This window comes from Actinomadura sp. KC06 (genome assembly GCF_004348735.1).
Lineage (GTDB): Bacteria > Actinomycetota > Actinomycetes > Streptosporangiales > Streptosporangiaceae > Spirillospora.
The window spans coordinates 15,659-40,183 of the sequence record NZ_SMKT01000043.1 but is presented as its reverse complement, the minus strand read 5'-3'; the positions used below and the strand labels follow the sequence as shown (position 1 = coordinate 40,183).

Sequence of the window (24,525 nt, the reverse complement as noted above, 5' to 3'; positions counted from 1 at the left end):
GTCGCCTCCCCTGTCGTCGCGTGATCGTGGTCTTTCATGACGCGGGCCCCCGTCCGAGGCGGCGGAGGAGCAGGCTCGCGGTCCAGCCGACGGCGAGGACGACGATGAAGCTCGCCATCATCACGCAGAAGGCGGCTCCGGCCTGCCCCGCGTCGCCGCTCTGGTACAGCGAGTACGCCTTGACCGGCAGGGTCTGGTTGTCGGGCGAGGCGAGCAGGATCGGGACGTCCAGGTTCCCGGCCGACAGCACCGCCGCGACGAACCAGCCGACGAGGAAGCTCGGCAGGATCAGCCGTCCGGTGATGACGACGAGCGTCCGGGCGGCGGACGTCCCGCAGATCCGGGCGGCCTCCTCCAGCTCGGTGCCGATCTGCGCGATCGAGCCCTCCGTCGCGCGGCTGGTGATCGGCACCGAGTGGACGGCGAGCGCGATCACGAGGATCCAGATCGTGGAGTACAGCTCGCGGAGGCCCGGCACGGCCAGGTACGCCCAGAGGATGGCGAGGCCGACGGTGATGCCGGGCAGCGCCATCAGGATCCAGACGCCCATCACCGGGACGCTCCGGAACCGCGACCTGCTGTTCTTGCCGACGTAGGTGACCACCACCGCGATCGCCGTCCCGATGAGCCCGGCGACACCGCTGACGATCAGCGTCGTGACCAGCGCGGACATGGTCTCCGGGTCGTCCAGCACGGCCGTGTAGTTCGCCGTCGTCAGGTTGCTGTAGACGCCGAAGAACGGCTGCAGCGACCCGAGGACGAGCTGGCCGACCGGCAGTAGCACCGCGAGCAGGGCGTACAGGACGATCACCGCCGTGCACGCGTACTTCCACCGTCCGATGTCCCAGCGGGCGCGGTCGTCCGACTTGCCGGTCACGGTGACGAACGACCGCTGCCCGAGCAGCCTCCGCTGGACGAGGACGAGCCCGATGACGATCGCCACCAGCAGCATCGACAGCGCGCTCGCGCCCGCGTAGTCGGACGGCGTCACCGCCGTGACGTGCGACAGGATCTCGGTCGGGAACACGTGGATGTCCGCCGGGAGGCCGAGCAGGAGCGGGATGTCGAGCAGGCTCAGCCCGGCGGTGAAGCCGAGGATCGCGATCCCGGTGATCGCCGGGGCCAGCACGGGCAGCTCCACGCGCAGGACGGTCTGCAGCCGTCCCGCGCCCGCTATCCGGGACGCCTCCTCCAGGCTCCGGTTGAGGCCCATGAACGAGCCGAGGAAGAGGAAGTAGACGATCGCGGTCAGCTTCAGCGAGGTGACGCCGATGATCCCGTACCACGACTCGACGTTGACGACGGAGTCGCCGGGGAGCAGCGGGAGCTGCCGGTAGCCGGTGTTGATCAGCCCGGCGGGGTCGCGTCCCAGCATCCCCCAGCCGATCGTGAAGAAGATCGTCGGGGTGGCGAAGACCAGCACCATGATGGGCGTGACGAGCCGCCGCAGCGGCGTCGTCGTGCGGGTCACCACCCAGGCGAAGAACGCGCCCATCGTCAGGCACAGGACCTGGACGGCGCCGGAGTACAGCGCCGAGTTCTTCAGCGTCCCCCAGACCTTCGAGTCCTTGTAGGCGCCGGTGACGCCGTCCGCCGAGAAGTCGCCCGGCAGGCCCGGCGCGGCGGTGCGGAACGCCCCGAAGACGAGCATCAGGAACGGGTAGATGAACAGGAACCCGACCACCAGGACCAGGAGCAGCACGACCAGCGTGTCCGCGGGCAGGAACCGGCGCCGCAGCCGGACGATCCGCCCGGCGCGGGCCGCGCCGCCCGGCAGGGTCCGGGCGGTCACGGGCCGCCCCCCGGCCGGAGGGCCGCCCGAGGGGTCGGGACGGGACGGCCCTCCCGCACCAGCTTCCGGATGTACTCCTCGCGGAGCTCTTCGAGCCTGTCCAGGGCGTCGAACGGCGACCTGGCCTCGGCCACGCAGCCGGGAAGCTCCTCGTACTCCAGGCGGCAGACCCATTCGCCGTCGCGTCCCCGCACGGCGACGACGTCCAGGATGTAGGGGATGGCCAGGTAATCGTCCACGTTCATCACGGGACCGCCTTCTCTCGCCGGGCGCCGGTCAGATGCCGCCCGCGACGGACGGGTCGAGCTCGGGGTGCTCGACCCTGGCGCGGCGCAGGTTCCGGGTGCGCTCGACCCAGTCGGCGTCCTTCGGCAGGACGATGCCGCCGGAGCGCTGCTGGTAGACCTCGGGGTCGTCCACGCCGGGCGGGGTGACGCCCTGCTCGGCGAGGGCCTTCGCGGCCGCGATCAGCCGCCGCCGGACCCGGATGATCATCATGTCGGAGCTGCCGAGCCGCTCCTGGGTCCGGTCGTAGATCGGGCCCATGCTCTCCGTCACGGCGACGTCCTGGGTGGAGATGTACTCGATCCCGGTGTAGCTGTCGCCGCGCCGCTGGGCGTCGCGGTCGATCAGGTAGTCGTTGTCGGCGTCCTGCTCCAGGCGGAACCGGCCGAGCCAGCCGGTGGTGTTGGGCTTCTGCGGCGGCAGCTTCCCGGTGATCCCGACGCGCTGGCCGCGCGGCGCGAGGTAAGTGCGCTTGAGGCCGACGCTGAACTGCAGCGTGTGGTGGTCGTCCATCGGGACCCACGCCCGGACGCCGACGCGCAGGCCGAGTACCCCGGTCGGGGTCATCGTGTAGAAGGGGAAAAGGAAATGGCCGATGCGCCAGTAGTAGTCGTCGTCGTTTCCGGCCGGACGGTACGCGCCGTACGTCGTGCCGAAGTCGGTGTCGAGCACTTTGTAGCGGGGCGCCTGGTCCTGCAACGCGAATTGCAGGAACGTTCCTTCGCCGACCTCGTCGGGCGAGCCGTGGCCGGTGTGCAGGAAGCCGACGTGCGAGGTGTCCAGGTCGCCTTCCAGCACCTGGAGCCAGTTGCAGTCGCGGTAGCTGGCGAACGACTCCCGGTTCTCCACGTCGTCGTCGAGCTGCTCGAAGTCGGGCAGCGGCGGGGGCTCCTCGCGCGGGCCCAGGTACGCCCACACGATTCCGCCGCGCTCGGTGCACGGGTATCCGCGAGGCTTGATCTTCCGCTTGAAGTCGCTTTCGGGCGGCTCGCTCGGCATGTCCACGCAGGCGCCGGTGACGTCGAATTTCCAGCCGTGGTAGACGCAGCGGAGGCCGTTTCCCTCGTTCCGTCCGAAGAACAGCGAGGCGCCGCGGTGCGGGCAGTTGTCGGGCAGCAGCCCGATCCGTCCGGACGTGTCGCGGAAGGCGATGAGCTTCTCGCCCAACAGCAGGACGCGGACGGGATCGCCGTCCGGTTCGGGCAGTTCACGTGACAGCAACGCCGGCACCCAGTACTCGCGCATCAGCGTGCCCATCGGCGTTCCCGGGCCCACGCGGGTGATCAGGTCGTTGTTCTCCTGGCTCAGCACTGCCGGCTCCCTCCCAGTTCGCGGTCCGTGCTCCCCCGTGAACTCCGGGCCCCCTCCCGGCAAGCTCAATGCACCATAGGCTACAGTATATAGAGTTTGCGGAACAAGGCTCTTCGGGCACGTCCGCCACGGCGGTCCCGCACGTCAGCGCAGGAACGCGTCGGGCGTGAGGGGAAGGTCGCGGACGCGGACGCCGGTGGCGTGGAACGCCGCGTTGGCGATGGCCGCCGGGACGCCGACGATGCCGATCTCGCCGGCGCCCTTCGCGCCGAGCTCGTTGTAGTGCGGGTCGGTCTCGTCGATCCAGACCGCGTCGACGTCATGGACGTCCGCGTGCGCGGCGATGTGGTAATCGGCCAGGTCGCGGGTGACGACCTGGCCCGGGCCCGGGTCCATGACGGCGTGCTCGTGCAGCGCCGCCGACAGGCCCATCACCATCCCGCCGACGAGCTGAGAGCGGGCGGTGCGCGGGTTGACGACCCGCCCGATGGCGAACACGCCGAGCAGCCGGGGCACGCGGATCTCCCCCGTGTCCGCGTGCACTCTGACCTCGGCGAACTGGGCCCCGAACGCGTGCAGCGCGACCTTCCCGGCGCCCGGGACGCTTTCGCCCGTCGCCCCGGCCTCCGCGCCCTCCGCCGGGGCCACGCCGTACTTGTCGCGGAAGGCGCGGGCGGCCGCGATGACGGCGGAGCCCCAGCCGCCCAGGCCCATCGACCCGGCGGCGGGGGCGGCGGCGGGCAGCGTGCTCTCGCCGAGCCGCAGGTCGACGGCGTCCAGAGGGACGTCCAGGGCGTCGGCGGCGATCTGCGTCAGGGCCGTCCGGGAGCCGGTGCCGATGTCGGCCGCGGCGATCTCCACCCGGTAGCGGCCCGCGGCTGTCGCCCGGATCATGGCGCTCGACGGGCCGATGATCGGATAGGCGGGGTAGGTGGCGGCGGCCACGCCGGTGCCGACCAGCCAGCCGTCGTGCAGGCGGGTGCCGGGGGACGGGTCGCGGCCCGTCCAGCCGAAGCGGCGGGCGCCTTCCCGCAGGCAGGCGACCAGGTTGCGAGTGGAGTACGGCAGCCCGGTCTCGGGGTCGCGGCCGGGCTCGTTGCGGACGCGCAGCTCGATGGGGTCGAGGCCGCAGGCGCCGGCCAGCTCGTCCATCGCCGACTCCAGCGCGAACATGCCCGGCGCCTCGCCGGGCGCCCGCATCACCGTCGGGACGGAGACGTCCAGCGCGGCCAGCCGGTGCGTGGTGCGCCGGTTCGGCGCGGCGTACATGGTGCGGGTCGCGAGCGCGGTCTGCTCCGCGAACTCCACGAGCTTCGAGGTCCCGCCGACCGCGTCGTGGGCGATGGCGGTGAGCCGTCCGTCCGCGTCCGCGCCGAGCCTTACCCGCTGGACGGTCGACGGCCGATACCCGGACCCCGCGAACGTCTGCCGACGGGTCGGCGCGAACTTCACCGGGCGGCCCTCGACCGTCCGGGCGGCGATCGCGACGAGGACGTGATGCGCCTTCGGCCGCAGCTTGCTGCCGAAACCGCCTCCGACGTGCGGGGAGACGACCTCGACACGGCCCGGCGGAAGGCCGAGGACGGCCGCCATGACCTGCCGCATCCGGATGACGCCCTGGGTGGAGTCGTACAGGGTGAGGCGGTCGCCGTCGCCGTCCCGGTCCCAGCGGGCGACGGCGGTCTGCGGCTCCATCGGGACGTGGTACTGGATCGGGGTGGTGTAGGTCAGGTCGAGCGCGACCGCCGCTGCCGCCATCGCCGCGTCGACGTCGCCCGCGACGGTGTCGGTCTCCAGCCCGGTGGTCAGCGTGCCGGGCGCGTAGAGGTCGTCGCGGCCGGGGCCCGGCTCGACGTCGTGCGGCCGGACGTCGTACTCCACCCGCACGAGCCCGGCGGCCTGGACGGCGATCTCCGGGCGAGACGCGACGGCCGCGCCGATGAGCTGGCCGCGAAAGGCCACCTCGTCGGACTGCAGCACCCACAGTTCAAGGTTCTCGTCGGACGCGAGCCGGGGCGCGTTCTCGTGCGTGAGGACGGCGACGACCCCGTCCAGGCGTTCTGCCGCGGCGGTGTCGATCGCGGTGATGCGGCCGCGCGCGATCGTCGCGGTCACGGCGGCGAGGTACAGCGGGGCCTCGACCGGCTGGTCGTAGGCGTACGGGGCCGTGCCGGTGACCTTCGCCCGTCCCTCCAGGCGCGGCACCGGCGCGCCGATCGTCCGGCTTCCCGGAGGCGCGCTGGTCATCGGGCGTCCGGCCGGGCCAGGTCGCGCAGCACCGCCGTCAGGGTGTTGCGGGCCATCGGCACCTTGAACGCGTTGCCGCGCAGCGGGCGGGCGGCGGACAGCTCGGCGTCGGCGGCCGTCCGGAAGGACTCGTCGGTGGCGGGGGCGCCGCGCAGCGCCTCCTCGGCCCGCGTCGCCCGCCACGGCCGGTGCGCGAGGCCGCCGAACGCGATGCGCACGTCGCGCACCGAGCCGTCGTCGGCGAGGTCGAGCGCGGCGGCCACCGAGACCAGCGCGAACGCGTACGACGCGCGGTCGCGGACCTTGCGGTAGGAGGACCGGGCGGCGGCGGGCTCCGGCAGGTCGATCGCGGTGATCAGCTCGCCGTGCGCCAGGACGGTGTCGCGCTCGGGCTCGTCTCCGGTATAGAGGTCGGCGACTGGTATCGCCCGCTCACCACTCCGGCCCTGCACCCGGACGACGGCGTCGAGCGCGGCCAACGCCACCGCCATGTCGGACGGGTGCACCGCCACGCACCGTTCGGACGCCCCGAGGATCGCGTGATGGCGGGTGTAACCGTGCAACGCCGCGCAACCAGAGCCGGGTTCGCGCTTGTTGCACGCGAGGGTCACGTCCTGGAAGTAGACGCAGCGGGTGCGTTGCAGCAGGTTGCCGCCGATGGTCGCCATGTTGCGCACCTGCCCGGACGCGCCCGCCAGCAGCGCCCGCGCGAGCATCGGGTAGCGCCGCCGGACCACCGGGTCGGCGGCGGCATCGGCGTTGCGGACGGTGGCGCCGATGCGCAGACCGCCGCCGGGGAGCGGCTCGATCCGGTCGAGGGGCAGCGCGGTGACGTCGACCAGGAGGGCGGGGCCCGCGACGCCCAGCTTCATGAGATCGACCAGGTTCGTCCCGCCGCCGAGGAAGGCGGCGTCCGCGCGGGACGCCACCATCGCGACGGCCGCGCCCGCGTCGGCGGGACGCTCGTAGCCGAACGGGTTCACCCGGCTCTGCCTTTCCGGGGGGCGACCCCCAGACCCCCGAGACGGTGGCCCGATGATCCTCGCTCCGCTCCGGTCATCGGGCCACTTCACGGATCGCGGCGAGGATGTTGGGGTAGGCGCCGCAGCGGCACAGGTTGCCGCTCATCCGCTCGCGGATCTCCTCGTCGTCCAGGACGATCGGGCCCTCCAGGTCGTCGGTGACGTGGCTCGGCCCGCCCGCCCGCACTTCGTCGAGCATGCCCGCGGCCGAGCAGATCTGGCCTGGAGTGCAGTAGCCGCACTGAAAGCCGTCATGGTCGATGAACGACCGCGCCAGCGGATGCAACTCGCCGCCCGAGGACAGCCCGGTCGCGGTGGTGATCTCCGCTCCGTCGTGCGCCACCGCCAGGGCCAGGCACGCGAGGACGCGCCGTCCGTCCAGCAGGACGGTGCACGCGCCGCACTGGCCGTGGTCGCAGCCCTTCTTCGGGGACGTCACGCCGAGGTGGTCGCGCAGCGCGTCCAGCAGCGTGGTCCGCGTGTCGACGGTCAGCGTCCGGCGCTCGCCGTCGACCGTCAGCATGATCGTCCCAGTGGACATAGGACACAGAATATAGAGCGTCAGCCTGTCGGGTCGAGGGTCTCGTGCCTGTCGTCCTCGGTGCGGCGGGTCAGGCCGCGGGCGGCCAGGAGCTCCAGCAGCGGGACGGCCACGCGGCGGGTCGTGCCCATCGCCTGCCGGGCGTCGCTCAGCGTGAACGGCTGGGGCAGCGCGGTCAGGACGTCGAGGGCGCGGCGGTCGACGTCCGGCAACAGGACGATCCCCGGCGCGACACGCAGCAGCCGGCCGACGCGTTCGGCGGCGGCCAGCTCGGCGCTGCCGAGCCCCAGCTCGGCCAGGCGGCCGGCGTTCGGGGCGCCGAACGGGTCGGCGGCCAGGTCGCGTTCCAGCACCTCGACGGCCTTGTCGAGCGCGGGCGGCAGCCCCGGCTCGTGGCCCGGCGGGGTGAGCAGGCCCGATTCGCAGGCGAGGCCCGCGTGGCGGGCCAGCTCAGGCACCAGGGCGGGATCGATGCCGAGGCGGCGCGCGGCGGCGGCCACCGGCATGCCGGGCTCCAGCGGGTGGCCGGCGCGGTGGCGGCGTTCGGCTTCGGCCAGGTCAGCGGCGTATTCGGCCCAGCGGGCGTCGTCCGTCCACCAGTCGCCGTGCCGGGGCTCGCCCGGCGCCGGCAGGCCCATCGCGGCCAGTTCCGCGCCGCGCCGCAGGCCGCGGCGGAGGTGGCCGGACGCGACGTCGCCCGCCGTGCGCATGCCCGCCAGCTCGGCCGCCCGCGCCTTGGCCGCGCCGCGCCTGGTCAGCGGGGGCGGGTCGACGTCGAGGACGACGAGCCCGGCGGCGATCCGGCGGCGTCCGGGGTCGCGGAGGACGGCGCGGTCGCCGTACCGGAGCGGCAGCGGCCGGTCGAACCGCAGGCGGCCGTGCCCGTCCCCGAGCGGGCGGAGGCGGCAGGCCACGGCGGCGGTGCCGATGTGCATGATCAGCCGCTCCGGCGGCGGCGTCGTGGACATCGGCCGCAGCTCCACGTCGGCGGAGTCCGCCATCCGCCAGGCGCCGGGGGCGAGCAGCGGCAGCCCGCGCGGGACGTCGGCGCGGTCGACGCCGCGCAGGTTCAGCGCGACCCGCGCGGTCGCGGTCACCCGGTCGCACGGCTCGCCGAGCGCCTCGATGCCGCGCACCCGCACGGACCTGCCCTCGGTGTTGAGAAGCTCATCACCGACTTCGACCGTCCCCGCGCCGAGCGTGGCGGTGACGACGGTGCCCGCGCCGCGGATGGAGAACGACCTGTCGGCCCACAGCCGGACGGGCGCGGCGGCGTCGGGTGCGGGCAGGCCCGCGACCAGGTCGGCGATGGCCGCGCGGACGCCGTCCAGCCCGTCCCCGGTGATCGCGCTGACCGCGACGGCCGGCAGGTCGCGCAGCGTGCTTTCGGCCATCCACTCGTGCGCCTCCTCGATCGCGGGCGCCGGGTCGGCCAGGTCGGAGCGGGTGACGACGAGCACGCCGCGGGACACCCCGAGGGCGTCGAGGGCCTCCAGGTGCTCGGCGCTCTGCGGCATCCAGCCCTCGTCGGCGGCGACGACGAACAGGACGGCGGGCACCGGTCCCACCCCGGCGAGCATGTTGGCGACGAACCGCTCGTGCCCGGGGACGTCGACGAACGCGACCTCGCCGGCGCCGGGCAGGACCGTCCAGGCGAACCCGAGGTCGATGGTGAGCCTGCGGCGGCGCTCCTCGGCCAGCCGGTCGGGCTCCATCCCGGTGAGCGCGCTGACCAGCGTGGACTTGCCGTGGTCGACGTGCCCGGCGGTGGCGATCACGTGCATGTCCTCGTCCTTCCCGGACCCGGGCCCGGTCAGCCGCGCGCGGCGCGCAGATCGGCCTCGATCCTGGCGGTGGCGTCCAGCAGCGGCGGCAGCAGCTCGCGGCGCATCCTCGCGGCGGGGGTGCGGCTGGACGCGGTGGAGAGGTTGGCGGCGGCCACCACCCTGCCCGTGGCGTCGCGGATGGGCGCGGCGATCGAGCGCAGGCCGTCCTCCAGCTCCTGGTCGACCAGCGACCAGCCCTGCTTGCGGACGCGGTCGATCTCGCGGCGCAGGACGGCCGGGTCGGTGGCCGTGCGGCCGGTGAGGGGGCGGTGCGCCGCTCTGCCGAGGCGTTCGTCCAGCTCGGGGTCGGGCAGCGCGGCGAGCAGCACCCGGCCCATGGACGTGGCGTAGGCGGGGAAGCGGGTGCCCACGCTGATCGCGACCGTCATGATGCGCGAGGTCGGGATGCGCGCGACGTAGACGATGTCGTCGCCGTCCAGCACCGACACCGACGACGACTCGTGGACCGCCGCCACGAGCCCCTCCAGGTGCGGCTCGGCGACCTCGGGCAGCGACAGCGACGACAGGTAGGCGTAGCCGAGCCGCAGGACGCGGGGCGTCAGCGAGAACCGGCGGCCGTCGCTGCGCACGTAGCCGAGGTCGGCGAGGGTGAGCAGGAACCGCCGCGCGGCGGCCCGGGTGAGGCCGGTGGCGTGCGCGACCTCGCTGAGCGTCAGCTCGGGCGCGGACGCGTCGAACGCCCTGATCACGTTGAGGCCGCGCTCCAGGGACTGGACGAAATGCGGCTCCCGGACCCCGGCGCCCGTCTCCTCGCTCGCTGTCATCGGCTCATCGCAGGGTGGCGGTTCCGTTCGGATGATGAACAAGTGTGCTTGATCCGAACGGTAGCCCGGAGTGGATGTCAGGTCAATGTATCTGTTGACAACCTCAACACCTCGACGGAGAATCGCCATGCGAACAACTGTTCTTGATACGAACGATCGCGGCGAGACCCGCAGCTCAGGAGAGATGTCGTCATGGCCGGTAAGATCACGGTTCTCCATCCCGAGGGCAACGCGCCCACCGTCGGCGGCAAGTCGCTCGCCCCGCGCCCCGACACCCTGGACGGCAAGACCGTGTTCCTCGTGGACGCGGGCTTCGAGAACTCCGGCGACCTCATCGAGCAGCTCGGGGCATCGCTCCAGGAGCACCGCCCGGACATCACGACCGTGACCGTCCATCTCTCCACGCCGTTCGACCCGGCGCCCGAGCTGTACGCGCGGATCGCGGACGAGGGCGACGCCGCGGTCCTCGGCGTCGGTCTTTGAAGCGGCTGCGCGCCGGCGGTCGCCGGCCACGCCACGCGGCTCGAATCCGAGTACCGCATCCCGACCGTCTCCGTCCACGCCGACGCGTTCGCCCGGCTGGTGGCGTCCACCAGCAGGCTGGCGGGCGTCCCCACCCTGCGGCACGCGTTCGTGCCCTCCCCCGTGCCCGGCCGCACCGCCGGGGAGCTGCGCGGATACGTCGAGGGTGACAACCCCGTCTCCGGCAACCCGTTCGCCAGGGACCTCTTCGACGGGCTGACCAGGCCGCTGGACGAGGCCGACATGGCCGGGGCGACGTTCGAGCAGGCCAGGTCCCGGCTGCTGGAACCGGCCACCGAGGACGACCTGCACGCCCTCTTCCTGGAGAACGGCTGGACGGACAAGCTGCCGATCGTCCTGCCCACCGAGGAGCGCGTCGCCGCGATGCTCGCGGGCACCAGCCACGCGCCCGGCGAGGTGGTCGGCAGGCTCCGCGCCGCCTCCACCCGCGACTACTGGGAGTTCACCGTCGAGCAGGCCGCGGTCAACGCGGTCATGGCCGGGGCCGCGCCCGAGTACTTCCCCGTGATCCTGGCGCTGCTGGGCAGCGGCTACTCGGCACGGCACAGCAGCATCTCCTCGATGTCGGAGGCCGTCGTCGTCAACGGCCCGATCCGCGACGAGATCGGCATGAACTCCGGAATCGGCGCGCTCGGCCCGTACAGCAGGGCCAACGCCACCATCGGACGCGCCTACGGCATCGGCTCGCAGAACCTGCAGGGCGGCTCGGCGCCCGGGATCAGCTACATGGGGTCGATCGGGAACCCGTTCTCGTTCACCAACCTCACGTTCGCCGAGAACGAGGAGCGCAGCCCCTGGGAGCCGTACCACGTCCAGCACGGCTTCGCCCCCGGCGACAGCACGGCGACCGTGTTCCGCGGCGTCCGGACGATGATCAACGCGCCGAGCGGGATCCGCGACGACTGGCGCGACCACGCCCGGACGATCTTCAACGCGACGCGCGCGTCCGGCGGGGCGGTGCTGCTGCTCGACCCGCTCGCCGCGCAGAACCTCGTCGAGCACCAGGGGTTCGCCCGCAAGGCGGACCTCATCGAGTGGATCTCCGACGCCGGGCGGCTGCCCGCCCGCCGGTGGTGGGCGCAGGGCCTGCAGGAGCTGTTCTTCGGCTACCGCGCCGAGGCGGGCGAGGAGCCGTGGGCGAGCTACCGGGCCGCCGCGCCGGACGAGGAGGTCCGCATCAACGTGCCCGAGGACGTCCACGTCATCGTCGTCGGCGGCCGCAGCGCCGCCACCTGGAGCGTCCTCGAAGGCATGGCCAACGGCACGAGGCTGGACCGCTCGCTGTCCGGCCGGACCGTGTCCGTGGACGAGTGGCGCTGATCGCGGAGGGTGTGCGCACCCGTGAGAGGCAACCGGCAACTGGGAGGACCAATGGAAGGCAATCGGCGGAGCGGGCGGGGCGGACGGAGTCTCGCCCTCGTCGCGGGGGCCTCCGCGGTGATGGTGGCCGCCGCCGGGTGCGGCGGCTCGGGCGGCGGCTCCGGCAACGCGTCGCTGCGGATGTACGCGTCCCCGGCCGTCAAGGACGGCCTCGACCCCATCGTCAAGGAGTTCAACGACGCGAACGCGCCGCGCATCAAGATGACCGTGCAGTACGTCCCCGCGCCGAAGATCGGACCGGCGACGACCACCGAGCTGCAGGGCGGCAACCCGCCCGACGTCCTCAACATCTCCCCCGGGTCGGGCGGCGGCGCGACCGGGCTGCCGCTCCACAAACTCGCCAAGGCCCGCCGGCTCGCGGACGTCACGAAGAAGCCGTGGGCCAAGGACGTCCCGGCGCTGCTGGCCCCGACCGTCACCTATGAGGGCAAGGTGTACGCCCTGGTCGTCGGGGTGTCCACGCACTTCATGGACTACACCGTCACCGAGCTGAAGGACTGGAGGCTGAAGCCGCCGAGCACGTTCGACGAGCTGCTGAAGCTGTGCGGCGAGATCCGCAAGCATGACAAGTACGCGCTGGTCCCCGGCGCGGCGGACCAGGCGGGCAACCGGATGCTGCTGCAGTCCTTCTCCGCCGCCAACGTCTACAGCGACGACCCGAAGTGGGACGAGAAGCGCGCCGCGGGCCAGGTCAAGTTCCAGACCACGCCCGGCTGGCGGCAGACGTTCCAGCAGATCGTCGACATGATCAACGCGGACTGCTACTACCCCGGCGGCGCGGGCCGCACCACCGAGGAGGGCAAGAACCTCCAGATCAAGAGCGACAAGGCCACGATGGGCATCGGGCCGTCGACCGCCTCGTCCTACGTCACCCGGCGCAACCCGGCGCGCAAGTGGGCCGCGGTACCGGTGCCGGGACGCAAGCAGAGCATCCTCCCGCTGGAGGTCAGCGGGCTGTCGGTGGCGGCCAAGGGCGACAACGTCGAGGAGGCGACCAAGTTCCTCGACTTCGTCGCGCAGAAACGCGACCTGTACGCCGAGAAGACCGGCGCGTTCTCCCCGGCGCAGATGGAGCGCGGCGAGCTGCCCGACTTCCTGAAGCCGCTGGAACCGCTGGCCAAGCAGGGCCGCTACAGCCTCGGCGCCAGCACGATGTGGCCGTCGGACGCGCCCGCCCAGGCCGCCTACAAGACGATGGCGGGCCTCTACAACAAGACCCGCACCGTGGACGACGTCCTCAAAGCCATGGACGAAGCCTGGGAGGCGACCTCTGGCTGACGTCCCGGAACGGCCGTGATCGCCGAGCCGACCGCGCTGTGGCTCGGCGATCACGGCTGTTCCTCTCTCAGCGCCGGGGTTCTCAGCGCCAGGGGTCGACCCGGACGGTCGTCTCGTAGCGGGCGGCGATCAGCTTGGACGCGTTCGCGGTCCCGCCGCCGATGACCGCGATGTTGATGTCGCCCGCGTCGTAGATCTCGACGGGCTCGTCACCGGACGCCTTGTACCTCGTGGCGTGCGGCTCCTCCCCCGCCAGCGCCAGCGGACGGAGGATGGCCCGCACCACCCCGTTCGACCAGTACTCGCCCGCGGACATCCGGCCGTTGCGGGCCAGCCACGCGCGGACGTCGTCCTTACCGGGGAACCCGGCCTCGACGAAGTCGTGCGCCGCCGTCGGGTCCATCACCACCAGCGGCGCGAACGCCGGATCGCAGGCGCGCAGCGCGCCGCGCAGGATCTCCTCCCAGTGCCTGCGGCGCGGCGAGGCGCCGGAGATCGTGTACCAGCCGCCGAGGAACAGGCTGACCGCGCTCTCGTCCGGACGGAGACCGTGCTGGACGTGCAGCGGCTCCCACGGGCTGGCCTCCTCGTTCTCGGGGAACGCGGCGGTGTAGGCGTAGGTGTTCCCGAGCGTGCCCATGTACGTCTCGCCGGGCACCGACCCGCCCTGGAGGTTCTGCGACAGCAGCCCGTACGCGCGTCCGATGGTCGCGTTGGCCCTGCTGTAGGGGCCCATCGCGCCCATCCCGGTGTTCATCCCCGCCTCCAGCCTGATCGGGCCGTTGACGATCGCGATCGCCGCCATCGACGTCAGGCTGCTCATCCGCGCGGTGACGCCGCTGGACGCCAGCGCCAGGATGATCGGGAAGTGCTCGGGCCCGGCCCCGGCCATCACGGCGTTGACGGCGACCTTCTCGACGGTGAACTCCCACCGCTCCCGGAACTTGGCGGGGGCGAGGCGTCCGACGACCTCGTCCGGGCGGCGGGACGTGCCCGTGAGCATCTCCCGGACGCGCTCTTCGGTCGGCAGGACGATCGGCAGGCCGTCCGTCCAGCGGTTCTCCAGGAACAGCGCGTGCGCGGACGGCTCGTCCGCGGCCTCGACGAGCTGCCGCCGCGGCCGCTCGTACGAGCTTCCCTTGAGGTCCTCCTCGTCCAGCCGCCCGGCGAGAGCGTCGAGCAGCTCGTCCATGAACGGGCGGCCGGTGACGGCGTCCGTTCCCTCGATGTACTCGCTGAGCTCGGTGGCCGACCGCCCGGAGATCGCGCCCGGAAGGTAGGCCTGCCGCATGCGCGGCATGCCCTTCGTCCTGGCGACGTTCGCGGCGATCCTGCGGAACTGCCGCGAGTGCACGCCGACGGTGGGTACCCCGGAGCGTTCGAGCTCCGCCGCTATCCCGACGACCGTCGGGGCGCAGGTGCTTCAAAGGCCGAGACCGACGACGGCCGCGTCCCCGGCCGCCTCGATCTCCGCCCGCATCGCCGGGGAGTCCTGCCCGAACGCCTCGGTGGCCACGATCCGCGTCTCCACCCGCGGCCGGTTCTCCTTGAACCAGGCGGCGAGCCGCTCCATGAACACGTCGGTGTTGTCGAACGGCGCGATCACCAGGTAGACGACCTTGCCGTCGAGGGTCTCCAGCCTGGGCGCGAGGGACCGTCCCTCCACCTTGGGCGGGTAGCCGCGCGGGTCGTACACGCTGATCGTCATGCGGAGGCTCCTCTCGGCTGGGGGACCGGCCAGGCGCGGCCGGGGTCGGCGAGGTAGCGGTGCGCGGCGAGCGCGGCGGTCGCGCCGTCGCCGGCGGCCGTGACGGCCTGCGCCGCCGAGTCGGTCCTGATGTCGCCGGCGGCGAACACTCCGGGGAGGACGGTGCGCATGGCGCCGTCCGTCGGCACCCGGCCGTCGCCGTCCAGCGGGAGCAGGTCGCGCAGGACGTCGGTACGCGGCCGCAGACCCACATAGACGAAGACCCCGGTGACCTTCTCTTCCGCGGTCTCGCCGGTGCCAGTGTCCTTGGTCCGAACGCCCGAGACGACCGTGTCGCCGAGGATCTCCTCGACGACGGTGGAGTGCCGCACCTCGATCGAGGCGTGCTCCAGCACCCGTTTCGCGTAGGTGTGCTGCCCGTCGAGGCTCTCGCCGCGATGCAGCAGCAGCACCCTGCCCACATGGTTGGTCAGCTCCAGCGCCTCCAGCAGCGCGGAGTCGCCGCCGCCGACGACGGCGACGGTGTTGCCGCGGTGCAACGGCCCGTCGCAGGTCGCGCAGTCGGACACGCCGTGGCCGCGCAGCGGAGCCTCACCCGGGACGTCCAGCTCGCGCAGCGCCGACCCGGTCGCGACGACGACGGCGCCGGCGCGGGTCTCACCGTCGCCGGTCGTGGCCGTCCATGCGCCATCGGACGGGGTCAGGCCCTTCAAGGCGCTCGTCACGAACTGCACGCCCGCGTCCTGCGCCTGCTCCTGGATCATCGGGCACAGGTCGAAGCCCGCCACGCCCTCGGGGAAGCCGGGGAAGTCCTCGATCCTGCCGACGCTGAGCAGGTGGCCGCCGCCGATGTCGTCGCCGAGCAGCAGCCCGGTCCGGCGGCCGGCGCGGGCGGCGAACAGCCCGGCGGTCAGCCCCGCCACCCCGCCGCCCGCGACCAGTACCTCGAAATCCTCGCTCGTCATCGGATCGCCTCACCGGTCTCGGGATCGAAGAAGTGCAGGTCGGACGGGTTCACCGGGATGTCGACGGTCTCCAGCGGCTTCACCGTCGACGACGGCGAGAACCGCGCGTAGACGACGGCCTTGCCCGGCGTGGAGGCCCCGGTCTTCTGGCCGTTCTGCGGCCGCCGGATGTTCTCCAGCTCGGGGTCGGCGGCGACCGGCTCGCCGGGCACCTCGACCTGGATCAGCCGCTCGTGCCCGAGCATCTCCACGACGGTGACCTCGCCGCGCAGCCGTCCGGACGCGGCGCCGTCCCCGTGCCTGGCGTGGACGGGCGCGTCGGTGAGCTTCTCCGGACGGACGCCCACGACGATCTCCGACCCGGCGAAGCGCTCCAGCGCCCCGTGCAGCTCCTTCGGCGCCGGTATCCGCTGGTCGCCGACCACGCAGTGCAGGTCGCCCGGGCCGTCCGCGACGAGCGGGCAGCTCAGCAGGTTCATGCCGGGCGAGCCGATGAACGTCGCGACGAACATGTTGCTCGGCCGGTCGTACACCAGCTCCGGAGTGCCCTCCTGCTGGAGCAGCCCGTTGCGCATGACGGCGATGCGGGTGCCCATCGTCATGGCCTCGACCTGGTCGTGGGTCACGTAGACGGTCGTGACGCCGAGCGTCCGCTGGACGGTGGACAGCTCGGCCCGCATCTGCATGCGGAGCTTCGCGTCCAGGTTGGAGAGGGGCTCGTCCAGCAGGAACGCCTGCGGCTTGCGGACGATCGCCCGCCCCATCGCGACCCGCTGCCGCTGCCCGCCCGACAGCGCGCGCGGCTTGCGGCGCAGCAGCTCGCCCAGGCCGAGCAGGCGCGCGGCCTCCTCCACCCGTTCCTTGATCTCCTGCTTGCGCTTGCCCTCGCACTGCAGCGGGAAGGCGATATTGTCGTAGACGGTCATGTGCGGGTAGAGGGCGTAGTTCTGGAACACCATCGCGACGTCGCGCTTTCGGGGCTCCACCCGGTTCACGACCGTCCCGCCGATGCTGATCTCACCCTCCTCGATGGTCTCCAGCCCGGCGATCATCCGCAGCGCGGTGGTCTTGCCGCAGCCGGACGGCCCGACGAAGATCATGAACTCGCCGTCGGCGATCTCCAGATTGAGGTCGCGGAGCGCGCGGGTACCGCCGGGGTACACCTTGCCGAGCCCGCGAATGTCGATCGTTCCCATATTCAGCCTCGAATTCCGCCGGCCAGGCCCCGGACGAACTGCCGCTGCGCGACGATGAAGACGCACAGCATGGGGAGAATGGCGATGGTCGCGCCCGCGAACACAAGGTTCCACTGGGTGTAGTTCTCGTTGACGAACGAATTCAGCGCGATCGGCAAGGTGCCGATCGAGCTGCCGCTCATGAAGATGAGCGCGAGGAAGAAGTCGTTCCACACGATCAGCCCGGACAGCATCGCCACCGTCGTGGTGATCGGTCTCAGCAGCGGGATGACGACCTTGAAGAACGTGCGGAGCATCCCGGCGCCGTCGACCTGCGCCGCCTCCTCGTACTCGGTGGGCAGCGCGCGGATGAACCCCACGTACAGGAACACCGCGAACGGCAGGATGCCCGCCGTGTGCAGGATGATGATCCCGTGGTAGGTCGCCAGCAGCCCGGCGCTGCGCATCACCACGTAGATCGGCACCAGCCCGAGCGTCGCCGGCATGATGAACCCGATGACGAACAGCACGTAGAGCCCGTTGCTCAGCCTGGACGTCCGCCGCGCGATCACGTACGCCGTCAGCGACGACACCAGGACCAGGCAGACCACGCTCCCCACGGTGATGATCACGGTGTTGAGGAACGCGCGTCCCATGCCGCCGGTCGTGCCGCCGCTGGACCACGCGTCGGCGTAGTTGCCCCAGTTCGGGTCCGCCAGCGGCGGCTTCAGCGGCTCCAGCGTGAGCTGCTGGTCGGTCTTGAGCGAAATGGCGATCAGGAAATAGAGCGGCATCGCGAACAGCAGCGCCGCCAGTATCATCACCACCTCACGGACGAATGACCGCGACGTGTACCGGAAGGCACCCATTCACAACCGCCTTTCCCGGCTTCGCTGATACATCATGTTGGCGATTCCCAGAATGGAGATCAGCACGGTCATCACCATCGCGATGGATGCGCCGAACCCGAACCTGCCCTCGACGAAGGTCTGCTGGTACACCTGCGTCGCGAGGGTCTCGGTGGAGTACACGGGGCCGCCGCCGGTGAGCGCGAACACCTGGTCGAAGACCCGCAGCCCGGAGATCAGCATCAGCGTGGAGACGATGGTGAACGCGGGCGCCAGCAGCGGCAGCGTGATGCGGCGCAGCCGCATCCACAGCCGCGCCCCGTCGATGACCGCGGCCTCCTCCAGCTCGTCGGCGACGCCCTGCAGCCCGGCCAGGTAGATGATCATCGCCTGGCCGGCGTGCTGCCAGACCATGACGACCAGCACGCACCAGATCGCCGTCGACGGGTCGCCCAGCCACTCGCGGCGCAGGCCGTCCAGGCCGATCCCGCCGAGCACCCGGTTGATCGCGCCGTCGTAGGTGAACATGTACTGCCAGATGTAGGACACGGCCAGCGGGCTGAGGACGGCGGGCGCGAAGAACACCATCCGCAGGAAGTTGCGGGACTTCAGCGTCCTGTTCAGTGCGAGGGCCAGCACCAGGCCCACCACGTTGACGAGGACGAGATAGGACCCGGCCAGCACGAACGTGTGCAGCAGCGCGCCGCGCTGGACCGACGAGTCCATGATCTCGCGGAAGTTGTCCCAGCCGACGAACGTGGCCGTGTTGAAGCCGTCCCAGTCGGTGAACGCGTAGACGCCGCCCGACAGCGGCGCGAGGAAGTGCATCCCGATCAGGAACGCGATCCCCAGCATCGCCAGGAACCACGGCGGCTTGCGCGCGCCCCCGGCGGGCCCGGCGTCCCGGCGCCGCCGCCACCAGCCGCCTTCGCGTTTCTCTTCGGGACCGCCGGCGGCTACCAGGGGCGGCAGCGCCGACGTGTCCGCGTGCTTCTTCGTGATCCTTTCCGTCATTTGCCGTTGTCCCAGGCCTGGTCCATCGCCTTGAGAATGTCGTCGACGGTCCGGGTGTTGTTGTGCAGGCCCGTCATGTACTTGTAGGCGACCTGGGCGGGGGCCTCGGTCGGCCACATGGTGCTCGCGGCGAGGCTGAACCTGCCCTGCTTGGCCAGCGGCTCCAGCGGCTTGAGGAAGTCGGGCAGCTCGCCCTTCGCCATCATCGCCGGGGAGAACGCCCCGCTGTTCTTGGAGTAGACGTCGCGGTGCGCGGCCAGGTAGTCGAGGAACGCGATCGCCTCGTCCACGTGCTTGGCCCGCTTGGCGACCGAGATCCCCGAGACCTCCAGCGGCAGGTTCGGGGTGGCGGTGTCCCCGGCGGGCACCGCGGCCGCCGCCCACTTGCGGTCCGGGTTGGCCTTGGACAGGTAGGCCGCCGCGATCGACGGGCCGATGCCCATCGTCGTCTTCCCGGACGCGCCGAGCTTGCGCGCCTCCTCCGTGGTGCGCCCGGCCGAGCCCGGGTAGTAGCAGTCGTGCGTCACCAGGTCCTGGACCTGCTGGAACGTCTTCTTCCAGCCGGGTGACGTCTGGAACTTCACCTGGCCCGCGGCCCGCTTCTCGTCCCAGTCCGGCTCCAGCGCGTAGACGTTCGCGGCGCTGAACACCTGCATCCGCATCCGGTTGCCCGCCATGTCGGCGGCGCCGGACGCCATCGCGTACATGCCCTTCGACTTGATCATGCCGCACATGTCCAGCAGCTCTTTGAACGTCTTCGGCGGCTCGACCTTCCACTTCTCGAAGTCGGTGGTCGTGTAGTTGAGGAACTGCGTGGAGACGCCGAGGATCAGGCTGTAGGTCTTGCCCTCGAACTGCGCCGTGGGCTTGAGCAGCTCGGGCAGGTCGGTGGCCCACGGCCGGGCGGACAGGTCGGCCAGCCGGTTCGCGTCGGCCAGCCGGTGCACCGACAGCCCGTTGGAGCCGCCGCCCGAGCCGGGGCTCGCCACGATGAGGTCCGGCGGGTTGCCCGCCTGCATCATGGTGGTGGTGACCTGGCCGACCTTGGCCGACGGGATGAACTCCGCCTTGATCTTGATCTTCGACTGGCTCTTGTGGAAGCCGTCGATGAGGGCCGAGAAGGCGGGCTCGGTGGTCGTCGTCGAGTACATCCGCAGGGTCACCGTGCCGCCGGACGAGCCGCCGTCCCCTCCCCCGCAGGCGGCGGCCGCCAGAAGCAGCGCTCCGGCACCGGCGCCGGCCGTCCAGCCGAGCCGTGTTCGTCGGTGGTGTCTCATCTTCCTTCACCTTCCGTGCGGGGTGGGCGCCGGTCGTTCAAAGGGGGTCATCGCCAGGGGTCGATCGCGAGGGTGCGGCCGGAGAGCGCGCTGCCGAAGCGGCGGTTCGCCCACCCTTCGAGCACGCTCCAGACCGCCACGGTGCGGCCGCCGGCCACGACGACGTGGACGTCGTCGGGCTCGTTGACCGGGATCAGCTCGTCGGGCCCGGCCTTGAGGTAGGTCGCCCAGGGCTCGACGCCGTCACGCGCGCGGTTGCCGTAGAAGATGTCCTGGAGCGCCTGCCCCCACCAGCGCCGCGCGGGCATCCGCGCGTTGGCGGCGATCCACTCGATCAGCGCCTTCTTCTCCGTGAAGCCCTCGCGCTCCGCGAGGGCGCGCGCGGCCAGCGGGTCGGCGAGCAGGATCGCGCCGCCGCCCGCCCGGATCGAGCCGAACAGCACCGACGCGCGTTCCCGCCAGTCCTCGCGCACCCCGCTCGGCGCGGTGATCAGGGACCGGACGGGCGCGAAGATCGTCACCGCGCTCTGGCCCGGATCGAAGCCGTACTGGACGTGGTAGGGCTCCCAAGGGCTGTTCTCCTCGTCCTCGGCGAACGTGAGGCTGGTCAGCGAGAAGGGGCTGCCGATCGTCCCGACGTAGCTGACGCCCGGGACCGAGCCGCCCTGCAGGTTCTGCGACCCCAGCCCGAACGACCTGCCGATCGTGGAGTTGGCGTGGTTGTAGGGGCCGAGCGCGCCGATCCCGGAGTTCATCCCGAGCTCGTGCCGGACGGGTCCGTTCACCATCACCATCTGGCCGATGGACGAGATGCTGCTGTGCCGCGCGGTGTAGCCGCTGGCCAGCAGCGCGAGGATGACCGGGAAGTACTCCGGCCGCGCCCCGGCCATGACGGCGTTGACCGCGGCCTGCTCGACGGTGAAGGACCAGAAGTCGCGCGACGTCGCCGCCCGGATCTTGCCGACCACCTCGTCCGGGGCGTGGCTCGTCCCGGCGAGCATGGCCGCCACGCGCTCCTCGGTCGGCAGCACCACGGGGAGCGAGTCGGTCCAGCCGTTCTCCTGGAAGAGCCGCTGCAGGTTCTCCTCGGTGTCGGGCTCGATCAGCCGGTCACGGGTCCGCTCGAAGGCGACGCCGGCCATGTCCTGCTCGCTGAGCGGCCTGGTCAGGGCGTCGATCAGCGCGCGGGAGACCTGCTCGCCCGACAGCGGGTCGGCGCCCTCGATGTAGGCGCGCAGCTCGGCCGGGGTGCGGCCGGGCACCGGCGCGGGCACGAACGCGTGCCGCAGCCCGGGGACGCCCGCCAGCCTGCTGGTGGAGGTGACCAGCCGGGCGAACGACTCGGCGTGGACGCAGACGGTGGGGACGCGGTACTCGGATTCGAGGCGCGTGGCGTGGCCGGCGACCGCCGGCGCGCACGTGCTTCAGAGGCCGACGCCGAGGATGGCGGCCGAGCCTTCGTTCCTGATCCGCTCGTACACGTCCGGGACGGGGTCGAACGGCGTCCGCAGATGGACGATCTCGGTCGCGACGTCGGGGCGGCTCTCCCGCAGGGACGCCTGGAGCTGGGCCATGAAGTCGCCCGAGTTCTCGAATCCGACGTCGACGAGGAAGAGGGTCGTCCCGTCGAGGCCGGTGGGCCTGGGGGCGAGTGACTTCCCGTCCACCGCGGGGGCGCTGCCCTCGGGGTTGAGAACTGTGATCTTGCGGCTCATCTGAGCTCCTCTTCGGTGGCGGAGGCGGACGGGAATCGAACCCGCCAGGCCCGGTGGTCCGGGCCTCTGCGGTTTTGAAGACCGAGCCGGTCACCAGACCGGATTCGCCTCCCAGGCGCGTCGGACCCAGGATCATATACGAAATCATCCATGTCAATAGAAAATAGAGTATGTCGTATGTTGATCTCGTGATCTGGGTGGCCGTATGTTCTTGCTGAGCACACTCGTACGAATGACGAACGCGCGCTCCGATGTCCGCGGACGCCCGTGGATCGTCACCGCCGTGCTGCTGTTCGGCACCTACGCGGTGGCGATGAACCTCACCGTCCTCGGCATCGCGCTGCCGCCGATCGCCGCCGACCTCGGCGCGGGCGCCCGGATCAGCTCCGACTGGGTGATCGGCGCGTACTTCGTGGCGATCGTCGTCGTCCAGCCGGCGGTGGGCGGGCTCGGCGACCGGTGGGGGCGGCGCCGCGTCTACAACCTGTCGATCGCCGCGTTCGCGGCGGGCTCCGTCCTCTGCACCGTCGCGCCGACGATGACGCTGCTGATCGGCGGCCGGATCGTGCAGGGCCTCGGCGGCGGCGCGATCATGCCGCTGGCCACCGCGATGGTGTACGAGATGTTCCCGCCGCACCGCCGGGGCCTCGCGCTCGGCGTCTGGGGCATCGCGATGATGGCCGCGCCCGCGCTCGGGCCGCCCGCCGGCGGCTGGGTGGTGACGGCCGCGAGCTGGCGCTGGATCTTCCTGCTGCTGACCGCCGTCGCGGTCGTCGGGCTGCTGCTCGGCCTCGCCTTGCTGCACGACACGGGACGGCGCGCCGCGCGTCCGCTCGACTGGGGCGGGTGGGTGCTCGCCGCCGCCGGGGTCATCACCCTGGTCCTGGTGTCGCGGCACGTGCCCGAGCACGGGCTGACCGCGACCGGCCTGGGGACGGCGGCGGCCGCGGTGGCGGCGCTCGCCGTCCTGGTGCGCCGGTCGCTGCGGCGGCCCGACCCGCTGATCGACTTCCGCATGTTCGCGTTCCCGATCTTCACCGCGGCGATGATCGTGATCTTCATCAACGCGCTCGCGCAGTACGCCAGGCTGACCTACCTCCCGGTCGAGTTCCAGGTCGTCCGGGACATGACGGCGCGCGACGTCGGCCTGCTGCTGTCCCCCGCCGCGATCGCGGTGGCCGTGACGATGCCGCTCGGCGGCTGGCTGGCCGACCGGATCGGCTCCCGCGTCCCGGTGCTGGCCGGCCTGGTCTGCATGGCCGTCCCGACGTTCGCCCTGGCCCGGCTGAGCCCGGACACGCCGGTGCGCTGGATCGTGGCCGTGCTGGTCGTCCAGGGGCTCGGGATGGGGATCTCGATGATGCCGACCACGGTCGCGGCGATGAACGTCCTGCCGGGACGGTTCGTCGCGCAGGCGTCGTCGCTGACGGCCCTCAACCGCCAGATCTCCGGCGCCGTCGGGACGGCCTTCCTCGCCGCGCTGCTGGTCGCCGCACTGGGCTCGGTGTCGCCCGAGGGCCCGCTCACGGCGGCCGAGACCGCCCGGGCGCAGGACGCCTACAACCACATCTTCCTCGCCACGACCTGCGCCCTCGCCGCCGCCGTCGTGCCCGCGCTCTTCCTGCCCGGCCGCCGCCGCATGCGCTGCCTCCAGCGGCAGCGGGCCGCCGAGCAGGAACTGGGCGGCTAGCTGATCGCCCAGAGCAGCGCACCGGCGAGCAGCGCGCACCCGGCGACCGAGGCCGCCATCGCGAGCGTGACGCGCCAGGACAGCGCGCGTCCCACCATGACGATCGACACCAGGCTCAGCGCGGGCAGCGCGATCAGCAGCGCCCCGGCGGCGCCCGCGCCCACGCCGAGCAGCGTGAGGCCCTGCACGATCGGGATCTCGCCGGCGGTCGGGATCACCGCGAGCGTCCCGGCGACCGCCGCGAGGACGACGGCCAGCACGCCCCACTCGGCGGCCGACCCGTCCAGCGGGAACAGCCAGCCGCGGAAGGCGCCGAGCGCGAACACCACGACCAGGTATTCGGGGACCAGCGTGACCGACATCCGCAGCAGCGCCCGCCCGAACCGGCGCGGCGCGTCCCGAAGCGCGACGTCGCCCGGCTCCTCGCCGGCCGCGTCCGGGACGGGCACGTCGGCGCCGCGGGGCGCGAGCCTGCTCACCAGCGCGGTCACCACGAACACCAGCAGGGCGCCGACGGCCAGGCGGGTGAACGTCCATTGCCACGGCGCGACGAACGCCAGGAACACGAGCACGGCCGGGTTGAGCGTCGGGTTGCCCACCCAGTAGGCGAGCGCCGCCGGGGTGGACGCCCCGCGCCGCCGCAGCGCGGTGACCACCGGCGCGGTGCAGCAGGTGCACATCATGCCGGGCAGCGACAGCAGCCCGCCGACGAGCGAGTCGCGGTACGGGCCGCGCCCCCTGCCGAGCAGGCGCAGCAGCCAGCGGCGGGTGACCAGCGCCTCCACCGCCGCCGCGACGATCAGGCCGACGACCATCGCCTTCCACACCGAGGCGAAGTAGGACCCGGTGAACTCCCAGCCGCCGGACAGCGAGGGGCCCGCGCCGGCGTCCCCGGCCTTGTCGAGGATGGAGCCGCCCGACCATTCGGGGGTGTCCAGGAGCCCGCCGACCTTCTCGGTGTACGGCAGCCATTTCGCCCACAGCAGGCCCGCCGCCGCGATCGCGCCGAAGAGCGCGAGCGCCGCCCAGGGATTCCACCGTCCCGGAACCCGTACCGCATCCTGACCGGCCAACTGGCACCTCCACAGGGGGGATTGTTCGTACAGCGCACGTGTGAACGAGT

At 72.0% G+C, this 24,525-nt stretch carries 22 protein-coding genes and 1 tRNA gene; 4 read left to right on the top strand and 19 right to left on the bottom strand.

Annotation, left to right across the window (positions count from 1 at the left end):
* Positions 1–34: 34 nt before the first annotated feature.
* The 8 genes from E1287_RS16245 to E1287_RS16215 form a co-directional block, all read right to left on the bottom strand.
* Complete coding sequence (locus E1287_RS16245; RefSeq protein WP_165969029.1) at positions 35–1,792, bottom strand: iron ABC transporter permease; 1,758 nt, start codon at positions 1,790–1,792, stop codon at positions 35–37.
* Positions 1,789–2,037, bottom strand: a complete 249-nt coding sequence (locus E1287_RS43740; protein WP_165969028.1) for a type II toxin-antitoxin system HicB family antitoxin — start codon at positions 2,035–2,037, stop codon at positions 1,789–1,791. The genes E1287_RS16245 and E1287_RS43740 overlap by 4 nt, the downstream gene beginning before the upstream one ends.
* Before the next feature lie 31 nt (positions 2,038–2,068).
* Complete coding sequence (locus E1287_RS16240) at positions 2,069–3,388, bottom strand: Rieske 2Fe-2S domain-containing protein (protein WP_131965784.1); 1,320 nt, start codon at positions 3,386–3,388, stop codon at positions 2,069–2,071.
* 144 nt (positions 3,389–3,532) lie between these two features.
* Positions 3,533–5,635: a xanthine dehydrogenase family protein molybdopterin-binding subunit gene (locus E1287_RS16235; protein WP_131965783.1), complete on the bottom strand. Its 2,103-nt coding sequence runs from the start codon at positions 5,633–5,635 to the stop codon at positions 3,533–3,535.
* Positions 5,632–6,618, bottom strand: a complete 987-nt coding sequence (locus E1287_RS16230) for a xanthine dehydrogenase family protein subunit M (protein ID WP_131965782.1) — start codon at positions 6,616–6,618, stop codon at positions 5,632–5,634. Before E1287_RS16230 ends, E1287_RS16235 begins: the two co-directional genes overlap by 4 nt.
* A gap of 73 nt (positions 6,619–6,691) precedes the next feature.
* The gene (locus E1287_RS16225) at positions 6,692–7,198 is read right to left on the bottom strand and encodes a 2Fe-2S iron-sulfur cluster-binding protein (RefSeq protein ID WP_131965781.1); all 507 of its coding nucleotides are present in this window, start codon (positions 7,196–7,198) and stop codon (positions 6,692–6,694) included.
* Positions 7,199–7,218: 20 nt separating this feature from the next.
* Positions 7,219–8,982 carry a selenocysteine-specific translation elongation factor gene (gene selB, locus E1287_RS16220; protein ID WP_131965780.1) on the bottom strand — a complete coding sequence of 588 codons (1,764 nt, stop codon included), beginning with the start codon at positions 8,980–8,982 and terminating at the stop codon, positions 7,219–7,221.
* Positions 8,983–9,011: 29 nt separating this feature from the next.
* Positions 9,012–9,809, bottom strand: a complete 798-nt coding sequence (locus E1287_RS16215; RefSeq protein WP_131965779.1) for an IclR family transcriptional regulator C-terminal domain-containing protein — start codon at positions 9,807–9,809, stop codon at positions 9,012–9,014.
* A 192-nt stretch (positions 9,810–10,001) separates the two neighbouring features.
* Between E1287_RS16215 and E1287_RS16210 the strand changes: the two genes are divergently transcribed.
* The 3 genes from E1287_RS16210 to E1287_RS16200 all read left to right on the top strand — a co-directional run bounded on the left by E1287_RS16210 (position 10,002) and on the right by E1287_RS16200 (position 13,010).
* Complete coding sequence (locus E1287_RS16210; protein ID WP_131965778.1) at positions 10,002–10,292, top strand: hypothetical protein; 291 nt, start codon at positions 10,002–10,004, stop codon at positions 10,290–10,292.
* Between the two features lie 99 nt (positions 10,293–10,391).
* On the top strand, positions 10,392–11,672 hold the full coding sequence (locus E1287_RS16205) for a hypothetical protein (RefSeq protein ID WP_131965777.1): 1,281 nt from the start codon (positions 10,392–10,394) through the stop codon (positions 11,670–11,672).
* Positions 11,673–11,723: 51 nt separating this feature from the next.
* Entirely contained in the window at positions 11,724–13,010 is a 1,287-nt protein-coding gene (locus E1287_RS16200; protein ID WP_131965776.1) for an extracellular solute-binding protein, read from the top strand.
* An 82-nt stretch (positions 13,011–13,092) separates the two neighbouring features.
* Here E1287_RS16200 and E1287_RS16195 read toward each other — a convergent pair whose 3' ends face one another.
* The 10 genes from E1287_RS16195 to E1287_RS16150 all read right to left on the bottom strand — a co-directional run bounded on the left by E1287_RS16195 (position 13,093) and on the right by E1287_RS16150 (position 21,824).
* Positions 13,093–14,364 (bottom strand): hypothetical protein, encoded by a 1,272-nt coding sequence (locus E1287_RS16195; protein ID WP_131965775.1) that lies wholly within the window; start codon positions 14,362–14,364, stop codon positions 13,093–13,095.
* A gap of 69 nt (positions 14,365–14,433) precedes the next feature.
* The gene (locus E1287_RS16190; protein ID WP_131965774.1) at positions 14,434–14,718 is read right to left on the bottom strand and encodes a hypothetical protein; all 285 of its coding nucleotides are present in this window, start codon (positions 14,716–14,718) and stop codon (positions 14,434–14,436) included.
* The gene (locus E1287_RS16185) at positions 14,715–15,683 is read right to left on the bottom strand and encodes an FAD-dependent oxidoreductase (RefSeq protein WP_131965773.1); all 969 of its coding nucleotides are present in this window, start codon (positions 15,681–15,683) and stop codon (positions 14,715–14,717) included. Before E1287_RS16185 ends, E1287_RS16190 begins: the two co-directional genes overlap by 4 nt.
* A complete protein-coding gene (ugpC, locus tag E1287_RS16180; RefSeq protein ID WP_131965772.1) occupies positions 15,680–16,879 on the bottom strand; it encodes a sn-glycerol-3-phosphate ABC transporter ATP-binding protein UgpC in 1,200 nt (399 codons plus the stop codon). Before ugpC ends, E1287_RS16185 begins: the two co-directional genes overlap by 4 nt.
* 2 nt (positions 16,880–16,881) lie before the next feature.
* Positions 16,882–17,679 (bottom strand): carbohydrate ABC transporter permease, encoded by a 798-nt coding sequence (locus E1287_RS16175; RefSeq protein WP_243719072.1) that lies wholly within the window; start codon positions 17,677–17,679, stop codon positions 16,882–16,884.
* A 48-nt stretch (positions 17,680–17,727) separates the two neighbouring features.
* Positions 17,728–18,720, bottom strand: a complete 993-nt coding sequence (locus E1287_RS16170; RefSeq protein ID WP_131965770.1) for a sugar ABC transporter permease — start codon at positions 18,718–18,720, stop codon at positions 17,728–17,730.
* Entirely contained in the window at positions 18,717–19,997 is a 1,281-nt protein-coding gene (locus E1287_RS16165; RefSeq protein WP_131965769.1) for an extracellular solute-binding protein, read from the bottom strand. The genes E1287_RS16170 and E1287_RS16165 overlap by 4 nt, the downstream gene beginning before the upstream one ends.
* 47 nt (positions 19,998–20,044) lie before the next feature.
* Positions 20,045–21,271 carry a hypothetical protein gene (locus E1287_RS16160; protein WP_131965768.1) on the bottom strand — a complete coding sequence of 409 codons (1,227 nt, stop codon included), beginning with the start codon at positions 21,269–21,271 and terminating at the stop codon, positions 20,045–20,047.
* A 150-nt stretch (positions 21,272–21,421) separates the two neighbouring features.
* Complete coding sequence (locus tag E1287_RS16155) at positions 21,422–21,712, bottom strand: hypothetical protein (protein ID WP_131965767.1); 291 nt, start codon at positions 21,710–21,712, stop codon at positions 21,422–21,424.
* A 16-nt stretch (positions 21,713–21,728) separates the two neighbouring features.
* Positions 21,729–21,824: transfer RNA gene (locus tag E1287_RS16150), tRNA-Sec, on the bottom strand.
* A 120-nt stretch (positions 21,825–21,944) separates the two neighbouring features.
* Between E1287_RS16150 and E1287_RS16145 the strand changes: the two genes are divergently transcribed.
* Positions 21,945–23,402, top strand: coding sequence for an MDR family MFS transporter (locus E1287_RS16145; protein WP_165969026.1), 1,458 nt, complete (start codon positions 21,945–21,947; stop codon positions 23,400–23,402).
* Here E1287_RS16145 and E1287_RS16140 read toward each other — a convergent pair.
* Positions 23,399–24,475, bottom strand: a complete 1,077-nt coding sequence (locus E1287_RS16140) for a permease (protein ID WP_131965765.1) — start codon at positions 24,473–24,475, stop codon at positions 23,399–23,401. The two genes, E1287_RS16145 and E1287_RS16140, sit on opposite strands and share 4 nt — an antisense overlap.
* Positions 24,476–24,525: the final 50 nt, after the last annotated feature.

Bases quoted from the DNA above. Each gene is read 5' to 3' on its own strand.
- E1287_RS16190 (WP_131965774.1), bottom strand. From the start codon at position 14,718: ATGACGATCAGCGTGTACGACCCGCGCGGCTACCCGCCCAAGGTGGAG.
- E1287_RS43740 (WP_165969028.1), bottom strand. From the start codon at position 2,037: ATGAACGTGGACGATTACCTGGCCATCCCCTACATCCTGGACGTCGTC.
- E1287_RS16210 (WP_131965778.1), top strand. From the start codon at position 10,002: ATGGCCGGTAAGATCACGGTTCTCCATCCCGAGGGCAACGCGCCCACC.
- E1287_RS16225 (WP_131965781.1), bottom strand. From the start codon at position 7,198: ATGTCCACTGGGACGATCATGCTGACGGTCGACGGCGAGCGCCGGACG.
- E1287_RS16170 (WP_131965770.1), bottom strand. From the start codon at position 18,720: ATGACGGAAAGGATCACGAAGAAGCACGCGGACACGTCGGCGCTGCCG.
- E1287_RS16145 (WP_165969026.1), top strand. From the start codon at position 21,945: ATGACGAACGCGCGCTCCGATGTCCGCGGACGCCCGTGGATCGTCACC.
- E1287_RS16235 (WP_131965783.1), bottom strand. From the start codon at position 5,635: ATGACCAGCGCGCCTCCGGGAAGCCGGACGATCGGCGCGCCGGTGCCG.
- E1287_RS16175 (WP_243719072.1), bottom strand. From the start codon at position 17,679: ATGATACTGGCGGCGCTGCTGTTCGCGATGCCGCTCTATTTCCTGATC.
- selB (WP_131965780.1), bottom strand. From the start codon at position 8,982: ATGCACGTGATCGCCACCGCCGGGCACGTCGACCACGGCAAGTCCACG.
- E1287_RS16215 (WP_131965779.1), bottom strand. From the start codon at position 9,809: ATGACAGCGAGCGAGGAGACGGGCGCCGGGGTCCGGGAGCCGCATTTC.
- E1287_RS16185 (WP_131965773.1), bottom strand. From the start codon at position 15,683: ATGACGAGCGAGGATTTCGAGGTACTGGTCGCGGGCGGCGGGGTGGCG.
- E1287_RS16155 (WP_131965767.1), bottom strand. From the start codon at position 21,712: ATGAGCCGCAAGATCACAGTTCTCAACCCCGAGGGCAGCGCCCCCGCG.
- ugpC (WP_131965772.1), bottom strand. From the start codon at position 16,879: ATGGGAACGATCGACATTCGCGGGCTCGGCAAGGTGTACCCCGGCGGT.
- E1287_RS16165 (WP_131965769.1), bottom strand. From the start codon at position 19,997: ATGAGACACCACCGACGAACACGGCTCGGCTGGACGGCCGGCGCCGGT.
- E1287_RS16200 (WP_131965776.1), top strand. From the start codon at position 11,724: ATGGAAGGCAATCGGCGGAGCGGGCGGGGCGGACGGAGTCTCGCCCTC.